The following is a 14879-nucleotide window of genomic DNA, read 5'->3' on the forward strand; positions in this document are numbered from 1 at the left end:
TCTTCGAAAGGCTGTTTTCCACATGGGAAAGCTCAGGCGACCACGGCCCGGAGCAGCAAGGACCGTACCGATCCGGGCGATCGCCTTCCGGGCTTCACGAGGCTCGCAGACAAGAGGCGCCCCGCGCAAGCTGTCGCGGGCGTGCAACAACTGTCACGCGGCGATGACGGCCCCCGTGACGTCGTCATGACAGACGCACCGTCACACTCCGGGAGGCCCGGACGATGTTCGGGCGTGCGAAGCCTGCGCCTGCTCCCCGTCCTGTCCGTCCTCCTCCTCGCCTGCGGCGCCGCGCCGCCCGCGGCCCCGCTCGATCCATCGGCCCCGGAGGGCGGCAACCGCGCCGCCGTGCATCCGCCTGGTTGTCGTGGCTCGGGTTCCGCCGTGGCCCCGCCTGGGCCCGACGAAGCCGCGCGGCAACGAGCCACGGCGGCCGCGCGTGCGTCGGAAGGCTGGGGCAAGGGCTACCGGGCGCTCCAGCCGCCGCCGGGCTTCCACGCCGTCCCTGTCGCGAAAAAGGTCGCCGACGGCGCCGCGGACGACGGCGAGGACGAGGTCGAGGTCGAGGCGCCTGCCGATCTCGTGATGAAGTTCGAATACGACGACCACGAATACATCTCGGTCGACGTCCAGGTGTTCGACCACCCGGCCGCGCGGCCGGAGGGGCAAAGCCTGTTTCGTTATGCGGCCAAGTCGTTCGACGCGAACGGCGAGGACATCACCGACGAGATGGAGGACGACAGCTTCGTGAGGTGGTTCGACCGTGTCGCCGCATTTCAGGACGAGAAGGGCCGGCGCATCGTGGAATGGGCGTACGTCGAGAAAGGCTGCGAGCGGGGCGAGCTGTACGAGCGCTTCATCGAGGACGGCGCGCATCTCTGGCACGTCCGCATGGAAGTCATGCCCTCGGCGCCCGAGGAGGATCTGCTCCGCTGGATGGCTCATTTCTTCGACGCGCCGCTCGCGAGCCCCGCGCCGGCCGATCGCCGGGGTCTTGCCGGGAAAGAGACGACACGCTGACGACCCGCGGCTTCTTTGGTCTCAGGAGACCAGCGCCACCGCGTCAGGGCCAGCCGGAAAACGGAGGGTTGCCGTCGCGTCGTTCGCGGCACGCCATACCCCCTCGGCCACGTCGGACTCGCGCGTCACGACAGTCGTCTGCCCGAAAGCCGCGAAAATGCGCTCTGCAAAAGGCGCGTACGCCTCGGGGATCAGCCCTGTCATGCGGGCCCCCCCGTTGCTCGTGAAGCTCGTGTTCGGGCAATAGCCAGGCTCGACCAGCTTCACCCGTACATTGAATGCTTCGAGTTCGAATGCGAGCGACGCGGTGAACCCCTCGATGGCCATCTTGCTCGCCGTGTACACGGCCACCAGCGGCATGGGCGCGAGCGTCACGCTCGACGTCACGTTCACGATCACGCCCGACTTGCGCGCGCGGAATTGGGGCAGCACAGCCTGCGTCATCGCCATCACGCCGAAGGTGTTGGTCTCGAAGATGTCGCGCACCGTGGCCATCGGCGTGGCCTCGAAGGCGCCCAGGAGCCCGATGCCCGCGTTGTTGACGAGCACGTCGATGGGCCCACTCGCTTCGAGCGCAGCGGCGATACGCTCGGGCTTCGTCACATCGAGCGCGACCACGCGCAGCCGGTCCGATCGGGGGAGAACGTCCTCGCGCGGCGTTCGCATGGTGGCGACCACGTTCCAGCCCTGCGCGTGGAAATGGCGCGCGGTCTCGAGACCATACCCAGAAGAGCAACCCGTGATGAGCACCGTTTTCATCGCTCGACTCCTTTGCCGCAGCGCGCGGCGTTCATGGGGGGTAACGTAGTCGCGGCACGCCGGACGATCTACCATGGAGAGTCCATGTTTCATTTGCTAGAGTCCGGACGTGAACGACCCTCTCTCGGAAGTCATCGCGCTGCTTCAGCCACGCGCCGTGTTCTCGAAGCGCATCAGCGGCGCCGGTCGCTGGGGGGTTCGCTACGCGGAGTTTGGCCAGCCGAGCTTCTGTGTCGTGCTCGAAGGCCGCTGCCTCCTCGCCGTCGACGGTCAGCCTGCCCTCACGCTCGAGGCGAATGACTTCGTCCTCCTGCCGGCGACGCCGGGTTTCACGCTGTCGGGCTTCGAACCGGTGACGCCGGAGCGTATCGACCCCAAGGTCACGCCCTCGCCGACGGATGAAGTCCACCATGGCACGCGTGGCGGACGCCCCGACGCGCGGCTGCTCGGCGGTTATTTCGTCTTCGACTCGCCTGACGCAGCGCTGATGGTGTCGCTCCTGCCGGCGCTGGTGCACGTGCGTGGTGTCGAGCGGCTGTCGATATTGGTGCGGCTCGTCGGCGATGAATCGAACGAGCAGAGATCGGGGCGCGACCTCGTGCTCACGCGGCTCGTGGAGGTGCTGCTCATCGAAGCATTGCGATCGACATCGGGCGACGACGCGCCGCCGGGGCTCCTGCGCGGGCTTTCCGATGCGCGGCTCGCGCCAGCGATACGCAAAATGCACGGTCAGCTCACGCGCTCATGGACGGTGGCACAGCTCGCGAAGACGGCGGCGCTCTCGCGCTCGGCGTTCTTCGAGCGTTTTACCCGCACCGTGGGCCTGCCGCCGATGGAATATCTGCTCGCCTGGCGAATGGCCGTCGCAAGGGATCTGCTCCGCCGCCACGAGCTCGGAATCGCCGAGGTCGCCGAGCGCGTCGGGTATGGCTCGGCGAGCACCTTCAGCACTGCATTCAGCCGATACGTGGGACAACCTCCGAGCCATTATGCGCGTGCGGGCTAGCACCGAGCCCCATCCCGATCCCGCGAGCGACCATGAGGTTCCTCGGCCACGTGGGCTGCTCGTCCTTCGACGCTGTCGATAACGTCACCGCAAGCCAGCGCGCGCGCGACCTCACCAAGGAATCGGGCCGGCGTCGTTCGAGAACGTGCCGGTGGGTCCGTCGGGACCGAGCAGCGCGAGCCGCACCGGTTCGCGCGCCGCTTCGACGACGCTGCGGGGCCCACTGTGGTTGTTGAGATCGGTCGCGGTGTAGCCGGGGCAGGCCGCATTGACCTTGATCGCAGTGTCGGCGAGCTCCTGCGCGAACGCGATCGTCACCGCGTTGAGGGCGCTCTTCGACGGGCCATACGCGACGCCACCGATGCCGCGGTGTGGATAGGCGGGGTCGCTGATCGTGGTCATCGAGCCGACGCGGCTCGACACGTTGACGATCCGCCCGGCCGGCGCTTCGCGCAGGAGCGGAAGCATCGCCTGGGTCACGGCGATCACACCGAACACGTTTGTCTCGAACACGGCGCGGACGTCGGCGAGCGTGGCCACGCTCGGCGCCCCACTTTGGGCGATGTCGGCGAGCATGGCCGCGGTCTGCGCTCCGCCTTTGGCGATGCCGGCGTTGTTGACGAGGACGTCGAGCCGGCCGAACTCGCGACGTATCCGCGAAGCGGCAGCGGCGATCGAGCCTTCGTTCGTGACGTCGAGCGCGACCGCTCGCGTTTCGCCGGTGATCCGTTTCGCGGAGTCCTCGCCGCGCGCGAGGTCGCGCGCACCGACGAGCACGGTGTAGCCGCGCGCCGCGAGCTGCTTCGCGATCTCGTGACCGATTCCTTTGTTGGCCCCAGTGACCAGGGCGACGGGCATGTTCTGCATGACCCCGTTCTAGCGATCGCCGCGCGCGCTGCCTTGGTGGTTCTTGGCAAGTCGGTCGGGCCGCCAAGAATGTCCAAGCCGCCGGCATGCGCCGGTCGTAGGATGAGGGCGTGGCCATTCGTACCCACGTCCTCGCAGTCTCCGTGCCCGGCCTGCGCGCCGTGCGCTGGTCGACCGACGAGCTTTACGCCGGAATGAAGGAGACGTACGCGATCGCCCGCGTCGAGACCGGGCGCTCGGAGTGGTGGAGTGGCGGCAAGGTGTGGAAGATCGGCCCGGGCTCGTTGCAGATCCAGCAACCGGGCGATGTCCACCGCGATGTCTCGCGCGAAGGCCCGAGCACGGTCCAGATCATCACGTTCCCGGCGCCCACCGTGGAGAGCGTGACCGGCAAGATTCGCGTCCATCCGCAGCTCGCGGCCGGTGACGAGCGCGGCGCGGCGTTCCAACGCCTCCACGACGCGGTGCACGCTGGCGCGGATCGGCTCACGCTCGAGATCGCCGTTGCCGAGGCGATCGAAGCGTTCGCGACTGTCGGCCATGCGAAGTGCGAGCACACGCGGCCGGTGCGCCGCGCGATCGAGCTCCTCCGCGAGCGGCTTGCCGAGTCGGTGACGCTCGACGATCTCGAGGCGCACGCCGGCCTCGATAAATTTCATCTATGCCGTGCGTTTCGCGCGCAGGTCGGCATGCCGCCACACGCGTACCTCACGCGGCTACGGATCATGCGCGCGAAAGAGCTGCTCGCGGCCGGCGTGAAGCCGAGCAACATCGCACCCCAGGTCGGCCTCTACGATCAGAGCCAACTGAACCGACATTTCCGGCGCATCGTTGGTACGACGCCCGGTCAGTACGCGCGCGGCGTGTAGGGCGCGACTCGCAGCCGAACGCCCTCGAGCACAGGTACTCGCGATCTTCCTGCCATCGGGATCATTCCTGGGGATTCGGTGGATCCTCGATATGGGTCGACAAAGGCTGCCGCGCCGTGTTTCGAAATCACGGTGCGTCGGACCGGCACCGAACCGCATTGATCCGTGACGGTGCGTGACGGTTCGCCGCCGAACACGGGCCGCCCCCCCCCACAGGCATCCCTTCTCCGCCGTCACCCTCTCTCAGAACGCACAAACCTCATTCGAAGGCCGCGTTGCGCACACCATCTCGTTGCACCGGAGCGTGCCGAGGCAGTTTCCGTCATCCGTGCACGCCTCGCCCTCGATCGCCAGCCGCTTGCACGTGCCGTTGTCGCAGAATGCATATTGCAGGCATTCGTTGTCCATCGTGCACGGCTCCCCGTCCTTCGGGAGCTGCACGCATTTGCGGTCCGTCGGGTGGCAGTAGTCGTCGAACCGGAAGCACGCGCCCTGCTCGAGCGAAGGGTTGCACTGGCCGCCGCGGTTTTGCAGCAGGTAACAGGTCTGCGGGTTGCCGCCGACGTCGCAGCGCATCCCGTCCTTGCATTGGTCGACCCCGTCGCATGCGTCGCCGTTGCCCTTGCGCGCCTTGCACGTGAACGGCATTTCGGCTTGATCGCAGTAGGCCGATTCGACGCACGGGTTCGTCGTGCAGTCGCCGCCCACCGCCACCGGCGCCGGCCGCTTCGTGCACGCGCCGAGGCAACACACGCCGCCGCCCGTGCACATCGACGTGTCGCAGAAGCTGTCGCCCGCGCACTCCTCCGCGAGCAGGCACGCGTCGCCCGCGGGCACCGTGCCGACGAACATCCCCGCGCACGCGTCGGAGGCGCCCTTCAGCGCCGAAGCGCGCGTGTCGCACGCGTACGCGCGGACCGCCTCGACGCACGTGCGCCCCGCCGCCGGGTCGTACGTCACGCGCCCGAGCACCGCGTCCGTCAAGAGCTGGAGCGTCGACTGCGCGTCGCCTTGCGTCGCCTCGCACGTCGCCTTGTCCGGCGAAAGCCCGCACCGCACGTGTTGCTCGCACGTCGCCAGCGCGAGCTCGTCACGCAGCGCGTCGAGCGGGATCGGCCCAGGAGGCGCCGGGCCGTCGTCCCCGCATGCGCCGAGCGGCACGGCGAGCAGCAAGAGCGCCGAGAGCCGAAGGGCGAGCCCGGTCGTGGTGCGAGGCAAAGAGAAAGAACGTGAGTGGTTTTGCATGATGCGCGAGTGTACCGGCCTCCGCGCGCTGGAAAAGGTTTTCCGCGCGGGCCCGGCCTGGAGTAGTTTCCTCGCACCACGTCCGTCAACGTTCGGGGGTTCGGATCGCCTGCGGCGTCCTGCGCCCCAAACCCCCAGGAGGTCTCCCCCATGGTTCGCACCCTCGCCGCCCTCACCTTCGTGCTCGCTCTCTTGCCGGCCTGCGGCCCGGCGAAGGAACCCGAAACGCCCGAAGGCGGCGACGCAAACGCCGCGAAAGAGGCCGCCCCCGCGGAGACGAAGCCCGCAGAGGAGACGCCCGCCGCCGAGGCGAAGCCCGAGGGCGAAACGCCCGCCGCCGAGGCGAAAGCGCCCGAGCGCAAGCCCGCCGAGGCGAAGGCGCTGAGCGAGTCGGAGTCGCTCGCGAAGGAGATCATCAAGGGCGGCGGCCGGCGCATCGGCTGGTCCGCGTCGAAGAAGCTCTTCGTCGTGCCGATGGAGAAGCGCACGGAGTCGACCGGGAGCCTCGACATCCACTTCTACGGAGAGGACGGGCAGAGCCGCGATCCGATGCGCATCTGTCAGCCCGGCGAGTGCGAGGAGCACCTCGACGAGAAGGTCGCGGAGGTCCTGCCGAAGCTCGCGGCGAAGCTCGAAGAGGGCGGGTTCGTGGCGATCCGCAGCATCGGCTGGCCGGACAACCGCGACGAGCTCGACGTGTCGAGCCTCTCGATGAAGCTCAAGTGGTCGAAGGGCAAGATCGAGGGCGTGAAGGAGGGGGAAAAAAAGGCCGTCGCGTTCACGGCCGTCGGCGGCAAGCTCGACATCTCGGCGCTGAAGGCGATCTACATCGTGCCGGACTCGAAGCTGCTCGGCGTGTTCGGCACGCCCTCGAAGCCGGGCTTCGTGCAGACGTTCCACGTCGTCAAGATGCCCTGAGCGTCCCCTCGCACCGTCCTCACCTCACGCCCGACCTCTCTCCCTCCGGAAGGGGGGCGTCGGACACATTTCCTCGTCTCCCCTCCCCCGCCAGGGAGAGGGGCCGGGGGGAGGCGAAAACCGTCGTTCCGTAGCGCGCGGCGATGTCCTAGGATGCGCGGTCATGACCGACGACATCTCCGAGCTCACAGCGAGGTATACCTACGGCACTTGGCGCGCGCAGCGCGGCTGGAAGCCCCTGCACGTCACGAAGGCCGAGGGCTGCCATTTCTGGGACGCCTCTGGCAAACGATACCTCGATTTCTCGTCGCAGCTCGTCTGCTCGAACCTGGGCCACCAGAACCAGGCGGTCATCGACGCCATTTGCGCGCAGGCGAAGGAGCTCGCGTTCATCGGCCCCTCGTACACGTGTGATGTCCGCGCGAAGGCCGCGCAGAAGATGCTCGAGGTGATGCCGAAGGGGCTCGACAAGTTCTTCTTCGCCACCTCCGGCACCGAGGCGAACGAGGCCGCCATCAAGATCGCCCGGCTCTACACGGGCAAACACAAGATCATCGCCCGCTACACCTCGTACCACGGCTCGACCGCGGGCTCGATCGCCGCGACCGGTGACCTGCGCCGCTGGTTCGTGGAGCCGACCGGGAAGATCCCGGGCGTGATATTCGGGCCCGAGGCGAATTGTTATCGTTGCCCGCTCCAGCAAAAGCAGGGGACGTGCGGCACGGCCTGCGCCGATTACCTCGCGTACATGATCGACCACGAGGAGAACGTGGCCGCGATCATCGTCGAGCCCATCGTCGGGACGAACGGCGTGCTCGTGCCGCCCCCGGACTACCTGCCGAAGCTCGCCGAGCACGCGAAGAAGCGCGGCGTGCTCCTCATCGCGGACGAGGTGATGACGGGCTGGGGCCGCACGGGCAAGTGGTTCGCCGTGGAGCATTGGGGCGTGACGCCCGACATCCTGACGACGGCGAAGGGCGTGACGAACGCCGCGATGCCGCTCGGCGTGGTCGCGACGAGCCGCGCGATCGCCGATTTCTTCGACGACAACTACTTCGCGCACGGCCATACCTACGAGGCGCACCCGCTCACGCTCGCGCCCGCGATCGCGGCGATCAACGAGTACAAGCGGCTCGACCTCATCGAGCGCTCGGCCAAGATGGGCGAGCTGCTCGGGCAGAAGCTCAAGGCGCTCGCCGCGAAGCACCCGTCGATCGGCGACGTGCGTGGCCTCGGGCTCTTCTGGGCCGTCGAGCTCGTCAAGGACCGTACGACGAAGGAGCCGCTCAACACGCCGCAGGACAAGGCGGCGCGCAGGCCGCTCGTCATCGACGCGGTCGCCGCCGAAATGACGAAGCGCGGAGTCACCGTGCTCGCGTGGGTGAGCCACCTCGTGATCGCGCCGCCGCTCATCGTGACGGAGGAGGAGCTCGACGAGGGCATCGCCGCGCTCGACGCCGCGCTCACGATCGCCGACGAAAAGGTCGCGTAGCTCTCGACCTGGATGACGGATCTCGCGCCCCCGACCGAGGCTCCACGCTCCCTCGCCTCCGGACGAGGCGCCCTCGCCGTTCCCCCGGCCGAGGGCCTCGCCCGGAGGACGATCAGCGATAACCTCGCGCGCGAGATCCTCATCAGCGAGCGCTTCCGGGCGCAGCTCCTCGCGGGGGCGTTCGGCGGCGCGCTCATCGCGTTCCTCGCGCTCTCGGCGTCGTACCCCGGCGCGATGGCCGAGTTTTTCCACAGCCGCCTCGACCGCGTGCGCGTGGGCCTCTTGCTCGGCGGATTCGCCGCGTACGAGCTCGTCGCGCTGCGCGGGATCGAGAAGCTCATCCAGAGCCGCAAGAAGCCACCCGCAGCGCGGCGTTATATCGACACGCTCGTGGAGACGAGCCTGCCGACGCTGGCGATCGTCTATTACATGTCGATCGTCGAGCCGTTCGAGGCGCTGCTCTTGCCGCCGGCGTTCGTCTATTTCGTGTTCATCCTGCTCTCGACGCTGCGGCTCGATCCGAAGCTCTGCATCTTCTCGGGAATCGTGGCCGCGGCCGAGTATGCGCTGCTCGCGTTTTTCACGCTCCAGGGCGCGACGGCGAAGGCGGGAAGTCCGCTCGCGTCGGCGGCGCATCACCTTGGAAAAGCGCTCATCCTGCTCGGGAGCGGCGTGGCCGCGGGGTTCGTGGCGCGGCGGCTGGAGAAGGGCTTTCGGCGGACGCTGGAGTCGCTCGAAGACCGCAGCCGGATCCTGAGCGTGTTCGGGCAACACGTCTCGCCCGCGGTGGTGGAGCGGCTGCTCGCGCAAAAGGCGGACGTCCGGAGCGAGCTGCGCGAGGTGTGCGTGATGTTCCTCGACGTCCGCAATTTCACGGCGTTCGCGGAGCGAAAGAGCCCGGAGGAGGTCGTGGGGTACCTGAACGCTCTCTTCGATTTCATGATCGAGAGCGTCAACGCGCATCACGGCATCGTGAACAAGTTCCTCGGCGACGGCTTCATGGCCGTGTTCGGCGCGCCGCTGCGGGGCGACAACGATTGCAAGAACGCGATCGAGGCGGCGCTGGAGATTGTATCGAGGCTCGAAGCGCTGGTCGCCGACGGTGCGATCCCGGCGACACGGGTCGGCATCGGCATCGCGTCGGGCAGGGCGCTCATCGGGAACGTGGGTTCGTCGGAGCGAAAAGAATATACCGTCATTGGCGACGTGGTGAACGTGGCCTCGCGTGTCGAGGGGCTGAACAAGGAGCTCGGCTCGCAGATCCTCGTGACGGCGCGGGTGTTCGAGGCGTGCGGGCTCGATTTGCCCGAGGCGGCGGCGACGGCGCCGCTGCACGTACGCGGTCGCAAGGAGCCCGTCAGGATCTTTCGTTTGGCTTGACGATCCGCAGGCCGGCCCGCCCGAGCGGGATCTCCGCGGCGGAGAGCGCCTCGGCGAGGATGACCACGAGCTCGCTCGCGGCGGCCACGCCGGCGCGATGCGCGGTGACCCGATAACAAGCGCCCTCGGCGTCGAGCCGCACGAGCTCGACGCGCGGCCGGCTGCCCACCGCGCCCGCCGCCTCGCGCAAGAGCTCGCGCGCCTCGTCGTCGAGGGCCGCCTTTTCGAGCGTGACCTCGACCGAAACGGGCGGCTCGACGCCGAGGAGGCGCGTGGGCCTTACGAGCGAATAAAGGTGCGGGATCCGAAAGGTCCCGTCCTCCCCTTCGAGCTCGACTTCGAGGAGCGAGACGGCGCGCACCCTGCCCGCGCGTCCGCCGATTTCGGCGTGATCCCCGACCGACAAGCGACGGCCGTACACGACGACGATCCCCACGGCGGCGCTGGCCGCGACGGGCGTGGTGGAGAGCGCGAGCGCCGCAATCACGGCCGTCCCGGCGCGCACGAGGGCGCCGTCGTCATTGCCGAGGACGAGCGGGGCGGCGACGAGGAAAAACCCGATGACGACGGAAGCCCGGACGAGGATGCTCGTCGGCGCGGCGAGGTCGGCCGGGAGCCAATCGAGGGTGGTTTGACCACGCGCGACGCCCTCGAAAAAGAGGCCAATGAAGCGGACGAGGACGATGAGGGCGATCGCGGCGATGACCGCGACGACGAGCAAGGGGAGCGAGCCGATGAGGCGCGCGAGGAGCGAATAAAGGGGTCCGAAGACGAAGCCGCTGAGGCGCTCGGCATACCCGCGCGTGGGCTCGAAGAGCGAGAGGCCGATGAGGACCCAGCCATAAGCAATGCCGAGCCGAAAGAGGACACGCCCGGCCTTCGTGGCGATGAGCATGGCGGCGCGGAAGGACTCCGGCCGGACGACCTCGATCGATTGCAGGCGAATGGCCGGGATCCGCTCGGGGTGCTCCTCCAGGAAGGCGCGCGCGCGGTCGGCGATCTGGCCGATCTTGCGGGCGAAGAAGAGGGCGACCATGCCCGAGAGGACGACGAGCGCGACGGAGAGCAAGGTGAGGAGCGCGGCGCTTCGCGATTGCTCCTTGGCGAGCGCGATCCGGACGCGGCCGGCGACGTCCTCGGCGAGCGCGGTCACGCTGGCCTGGCCGGAGGCCGCGGCGTCCGCGGGACCGAAGGTGACGATCGTTCGAGTACCCACGAGGACGGCGGCTTCGTCGCCGCGCGGCTCGACACGTACGGCGGCCTCTTCACCGCTCTCGGCGGCGGCGCGGAGGGCCATCGAAGCGGCGCGCGCGCGCTCCTCGGGAGATTCGCCCGCGCGGGGGACACGGAGGGAGAAGAGGCGCGCATCGCGGAGGCGGACGGGGACGCCTTCGGCGATGGGAGGAGCGGCGGAGGTGGTGGCGGAGGCGGAGGCGGAAGCGGCGGCGGGAGCGGAAGCGGAAGCGGCGGCGGGAGCGGGAGCGGCCTCGGGCGCCAGCACCGCAGCATCGGGCGCGGCGTGGGCGCCGATCGGCAGCGCCAGGCACATCAGCGCGAGGAAGACGCCTCGAAGCGGACGGAACGGGGGCACGTGGCAAGCTTCGGCCGGCGGGCCGGCAAGGTCAAGTGCAACGGGCGATTACTGGCAGATGCACGTCATGCGCTTGCAATAATCAGTTGGGAACTTGTAGACCGAGCCGCCGGTGAACGACTTCGGCTGCTCTCCGATGAAGCATTCCTGGTTCTGGGTCTGAAAACACGCCTCCGTGTTGTCGTCGCAGTTGATGCAGACGAGCCCGCAAGATTTCTCAATAGGCTCGCCGCACCCCGCATCCCCATTGCAGACCCACGTACCCTTGCACGGCGAGCAGCTTCCGCCGCAGTCGACCTTGAGCTCGTTCCCATCCTGGACGTTGTTCTCGCACCGGCACACCCCACCCACGCAGGTGTCCGCGCCCGCGCACCGACCGCCCGGATTGTTGCCGTCGAGGGCCGGCGCGCATACGCCGTTCGGCATTCCGGTCGCCGTCTTGACGCACCCCATGCACTTGTCGTCACAAGCGCTCTCGCAACAGACCCCTTGGACGCAAAAGCCAGTCCCGCAATCGGAGCTCGTCGTGCACACCGCCCCCACGGGCTGCTCACCCACCGAGACGCAGGCCATGCCCTCGCAAACGAACCCGGGACTGCAATCGCCGCAAACACCCTCCGTGCACGATTGACAGCCGACCCCGCACGCGGTGCCGTTCGCCGCGTTCGCGTGCTCGGTGCCTGCGCCCGTACAGATGTCGTCGGTGCAGGAGTCCCCGTCGTCGGCCGCGTCGGCCGGAGATGGGACCTGGTCGAGGTTGCCCGCGCCGTCGCAGGCCTCGGCCATGCAATCGCCCACCACCGTGTCCGCGACGACCATGCCCGCCGGCACGTAGGCTCGTATGCACGCCCCGTCCGTACACGCCCATTTCACGCACGGTCCGTCGTCTCCGCATTGGCTGGGCATCGTGCAACCCATGCAGGCCCCGCGCCCGTCACACGTGAGCGCGAGATCCTTGCCGCAAGACTTGCCCTGCTCCACGGGGACGAGGAGCGGCGTCCCCTCGACGCACTGGCCTGCGTTGCATTCGCTCCCGTCCGTGGGGAGCTGTTCCGGTGCTGGCTTCGAGATGGCGTGCCCCGCGCCGTCGCACGTGACATCCTGGCAATCCCCGAGCGGCTGGCCGACGGGCTTCACCCCCGCGGGTTGCACGTCCACGATCGTACACGCGCCCTCCGCGCACGCCCGCGTGCCGCAGAACGTGTCCTCGCCGGGGCAGTCCTCGGCTCTGTTGCACGGGATCGGCGGCAGCCGGTCGAAATCATATCCGAGCGCGATGCACCCGCCTCCGACGAGGGCGACGAGGGCCGAGGCGAGAATGGCGCGCAGCGCGCGGGGCGTGTTCGTGGAGGACATCAAAAGCTCCCTCGTACCCCGACGAAGCCCGGCCCCACGAGCAGGGACTGCGTCGGCCCGGTCTTTTCCGCCTGCTTCTTGTTGGTCAGCAGGTAGAGCACCGCCCCGGCGCCCGCCCCGGCGATCCCCACGCCCCACGCGACGGTGTTCACGACGAGCAGCGTTTGCCCGGTCTGGGCCGCTTCATATGCGCCTTTCGTGGCGCAGCGCCCGCTCACGCAGTTCTTTTCGACTTCGTTATACGTCGAGACCACGAGCCCGCCCGTGATGCCCGCGGCGACGAACCCGAGCGCCCCGACGCCAAGCAACGAGACCGCCGCGATGCGCCGCTGCCGGATGCTCAAGAGCTCCGCGGGCGTGAGCCGCGGCGGCTCGACGATGACCTTGCCCGCGCTGACGAGCAGCTCCACCTGCTCCGCCTCGCCGATCTCGACGACGTATTTCTCCTCCGTGCGCTTGGGCGCGAGCACGGCAATCGTGCGTTTGCCCGGATTCACGGGCACCGCGACGCCGACGCCCTCGGCCTCCTTGCCGTCGATGGTGACACGGGTGTCCTTCGGCAGCTCCGTCTTGGGCTTGATCGTGAGGAACGGGATGCGCGGCTCGATCTCCGCGAGCTTCTTCTTCGAGGGCGCGAGGCGCGGGTCGCCGGGGTCGAGGACGACGATGCCTTCCTTGTAATAACGCATCGCCGTGACGAGGCGCCCCTCGTGCTCCTCGCATTGCGCGAGGTTGAAGAGGGTGCCGGCGCGGCGGACGAGCGCGAGGCTCTCCTCGAACTTGGGGCACGCCGCGGCGTAATCGTTCCTGTCGATGGCCGCGCGCGCCTCCTTGAAGAGCTCCTCGGCGCGCTGCGCGTCGTCGTCGGTCTTGTCGGCGGCCGCAGGGCGCGCGAGCAAGGACACGAGAAGGGCCGCGCCGATCCCCACGGCGCGCAGCCTGCGCGGCTCCCAGGTCGAACGGTCGTTCTTCGAGGTCACCATTCGCTGAAGATGTCCTTCGAGCCGCCTTGTTGGGGTGGCTTCGTGCTCTTCTGTGATGTCGCAGTGGGCAGGGCGCGTGTCCCCGCCGTCACCTTCGGCGCGGCGCTCGCCGAGGGCGCAGGCGTGGGCGCGGCGGCGAGCGTCGCCGCGGATGCAGGCGGCGCGAGGGCCGCGGAAGGTGCAGGCACGGGCACGGCGGCGGGCGCGGTGGTCTCCGTGGAGGTCGTCGTCACCCCGCGGACGCGGACGAGGAAAAACCCGACGCCGCCGAGCACGAGGGCCGCCGCGAGCGAGAGGCCGACGAGGAGGGCTTTGCGGGAGGGCAGCGGCGACGTGGACGCGTCGCGCGAGAACGGCGAGCTCGTGAGTCGCGCCGCGCCTGGCCCCTGCGCGCCGCCGGTCGCAGGCCCCATCGTGATCGGCGGCGCCGGCGGCATGTGCTGCATCGCCGCCTGGAGGGCGCGCTGCATCGTGCGCGCGTCGGGCCAGCGGCGCTGGCGATCGAAGGCGAGCGCGCGATCGACGACCTCGCAGAAGGCAGGCGGGAGGCCGGGCACGATCGAGCCGATCGGCGGCGCTTGCCGTGTCATCGCCGCGAGCAGGACCTTGTTCACGGTCTCGGCCTCGTGGACGAGCTTGCCGGAGAGCGCGTAAAACATGACGGCGCCGAGCGCCCAAAGATCGGTGCGCGCGTCGATCTCGGCCGTGTGCCCGAGCGCCTGCTCGGGCGGCATGAAGGCCGGCGTGCCCATGATGCTGCCGACCTCCGTGGCCCGACCCGCGCCCCCGCCGGCCGCGTTGTCCCGCATGCGCGCGATGCCGAAATCGAGGATCTTCACGGCGCCCGCGCGCGTCAAAAACACGTTCTCGGGCTTCATGTCCCGATGCACGATGCCCTTGTCGTGCGCGGCCGCGAGGACGTCGAGCAAGCGCTCCGCGACAAACGCAACCTCGGACGGATGCAGGCGTCCGCCGGGCCGCGAGCGCCCGCGCTCTTCGAGGTTCTGCCCTTCGAGGAGCTCCATCACGAGGAAGACCGTGCCGTCCTCCGCGCTGTCGTCGTCGAGCACGGCGACCGCGCCCGGATGCTCGATGCGGTTTGCGACGTAGCCTTCGCGCAGGAAGCGATGGCGCGCTTCCTCGTCGGTCGCGACTCGGAGCGGAGGAGCTTCACCGCGCCGCGCTTGCCGTTTCGGTGCGTCGCCGCGTAAACACACGCGGTGCCGCCGACGCCGAGCAGGTGGTCGAGCCGCCACTTGCCGCGCAAGACCTGGCCCACGCGCGCCCGGGCTCGCTGGAAGACGTCCTCGGCCACGTGCTCCATCGTGCTGATCGAACCGTCTCGCCGCGAGGCTGTCAAGCTGAGCGCCGGCTTTTCACGGGCGCCGGGCTC

At 68.9% G+C, this 14879-nt stretch carries 14 protein-coding genes and 1 pseudogene; 7 read left to right on the plus strand and 8 right to left on the minus strand.

Translation table 11 applies throughout. The features are described 5' to 3' along the window. Nucleotides 1-234 precede the first annotated feature (234 nt). A complete protein-coding gene (locus POL67_RS42290) occupies nucleotides 235-1020 on the plus strand; it encodes a hypothetical protein (protein ID WP_271926805.1) in 786 nt (261 codons plus the stop codon). A gap of 21 nt (nucleotides 1021-1041) precedes the next feature. Here the strand turns inward: POL67_RS42290 and POL67_RS42295 are convergent, their stop codons facing one another. Then, a complete protein-coding gene (locus POL67_RS42295; protein ID WP_271926807.1) occupies nucleotides 1042-1779 on the minus strand; it encodes an SDR family oxidoreductase in 738 nt (245 codons plus the stop codon). Nucleotides 1780-1888: 109 nt separating this feature from the next. Here POL67_RS42295 and POL67_RS53955 point away from each other — a divergent pair, with 109 nt between their 5' ends. Then, the gene (locus tag POL67_RS53955) at nucleotides 1889-2785 is read left to right on the plus strand and encodes an AraC family transcriptional regulator (RefSeq protein WP_271926808.1); all 897 of its coding nucleotides are present in this window, start codon (nucleotides 1889-1891) and stop codon (nucleotides 2783-2785) included. Nucleotides 2786-2896: 111 nt separating this feature from the next. On the opposite strand, the gene POL67_RS42305 is transcribed toward POL67_RS53955, so the two are convergent. Then, a complete protein-coding gene (locus tag POL67_RS42305; RefSeq protein ID WP_271926809.1) occupies nucleotides 2897-3652 on the minus strand; it encodes an SDR family oxidoreductase in 756 nt (251 codons plus the stop codon). A 110-nt stretch (nucleotides 3653-3762) separates the two neighbouring features. On the opposite strand from POL67_RS42305, the gene POL67_RS42310 reads away from it, so the two are divergent. Together POL67_RS42310 and POL67_RS54405 are read left to right on the plus strand one after the other, a co-directional pair. Beyond that, nucleotides 3763-4521: a helix-turn-helix domain-containing protein gene (locus POL67_RS42310; protein ID WP_271926810.1), complete on the plus strand. Its 759-nt coding sequence runs from the start codon at nucleotides 3763-3765 to the stop codon at nucleotides 4519-4521. Nucleotides 4522-4550: 29 nt separating this feature from the next. Next, nucleotides 4551-4700, plus strand: a pseudogene (locus tag POL67_RS54405) (DUF3011 domain-containing protein); the annotation flags it as partial. 64 nt (nucleotides 4701-4764) lie between these two features. Here POL67_RS54405 and POL67_RS42315 read toward each other — a convergent pair. Then, the gene (locus POL67_RS42315) at nucleotides 4765-5766 is read right to left on the minus strand and encodes a hypothetical protein (RefSeq protein WP_271926811.1); all 1002 of its coding nucleotides are present in this window, start codon (nucleotides 5764-5766) and stop codon (nucleotides 4765-4767) included. A gap of 150 nt (nucleotides 5767-5916) precedes the next feature. Here POL67_RS42315 and POL67_RS42320 point away from each other — a divergent pair, with 150 nt between their 5' ends. The 3 genes from POL67_RS42320 (at nucleotide 5917) to POL67_RS42330 (ending at nucleotide 9556) form a co-directional block, all read left to right on the plus strand. Continuing rightward, nucleotides 5917-6684, plus strand: coding sequence for a hypothetical protein (locus POL67_RS42320; protein ID WP_271926812.1), 768 nt, complete (start codon nucleotides 5917-5919; stop codon nucleotides 6682-6684). 163 nt (nucleotides 6685-6847) lie between these two features. Further along, nucleotides 6848-8176, plus strand: a complete 1329-nt coding sequence (locus POL67_RS42325; RefSeq protein ID WP_271926814.1) for an aminotransferase class III-fold pyridoxal phosphate-dependent enzyme — start codon at nucleotides 6848-6850, stop codon at nucleotides 8174-8176. Between the two features lie 12 nt (nucleotides 8177-8188). Continuing rightward, nucleotides 8189-9556 carry an adenylate/guanylate cyclase domain-containing protein gene (locus POL67_RS42330; protein ID WP_271926815.1) on the plus strand — a complete coding sequence of 456 codons (1368 nt, stop codon included), beginning with the start codon at nucleotides 8189-8191 and terminating at the stop codon, nucleotides 9554-9556. Here POL67_RS42330 and POL67_RS53960 read toward each other — a convergent pair. From POL67_RS53960 to POL67_RS42355, 5 genes are read right to left on the minus strand one after another with little or no spacing between them, the layout of a single operon-like run. Beyond that, on the minus strand, nucleotides 9534-11147 hold the full coding sequence (locus POL67_RS53960; protein WP_271926816.1) for a DUF8459 domain-containing protein: 1614 nt from the start codon (nucleotides 11145-11147) through the stop codon (nucleotides 9534-9536). The two genes, POL67_RS42330 and POL67_RS53960, sit on opposite strands and share 23 nt — an antisense overlap. Nucleotides 11148-11195: 48 nt before the next feature. Then, complete coding sequence (locus POL67_RS42340; RefSeq protein WP_271926817.1) at nucleotides 11196-12503, minus strand: hypothetical protein; 1308 nt, start codon at nucleotides 12501-12503, stop codon at nucleotides 11196-11198. Then, complete coding sequence (locus POL67_RS42345) at nucleotides 12503-13486, minus strand: tetratricopeptide repeat protein (RefSeq protein WP_271926819.1); 984 nt, start codon at nucleotides 13484-13486, stop codon at nucleotides 12503-12505. The genes POL67_RS42340 and POL67_RS42345 overlap by 1 nt, the downstream gene beginning before the upstream one ends. Continuing rightward, complete coding sequence (locus tag POL67_RS42350; RefSeq protein ID WP_271930996.1) at nucleotides 13480-14607, minus strand: serine/threonine-protein kinase; 1128 nt, start codon at nucleotides 14605-14607, stop codon at nucleotides 13480-13482. The genes POL67_RS42345 and POL67_RS42350 overlap by 7 nt, the downstream gene beginning before the upstream one ends. Beyond that, entirely contained in the window at nucleotides 14511-14810 is a 300-nt protein-coding gene (locus tag POL67_RS42355) for a hypothetical protein (RefSeq protein WP_271931071.1), read from the minus strand. Before POL67_RS42355 ends, POL67_RS42350 begins: the two co-directional genes overlap by 97 nt. Nucleotides 14811-14879 lie beyond the last annotated feature (69 nt).

Source organism: Polyangium mundeleinium (genome assembly GCF_028369105.1).
GTDB classification, from domain to species: Bacteria; Myxococcota_A; Polyangia; order Polyangiales; family Polyangiaceae; genus Polyangium; species Polyangium mundeleinium.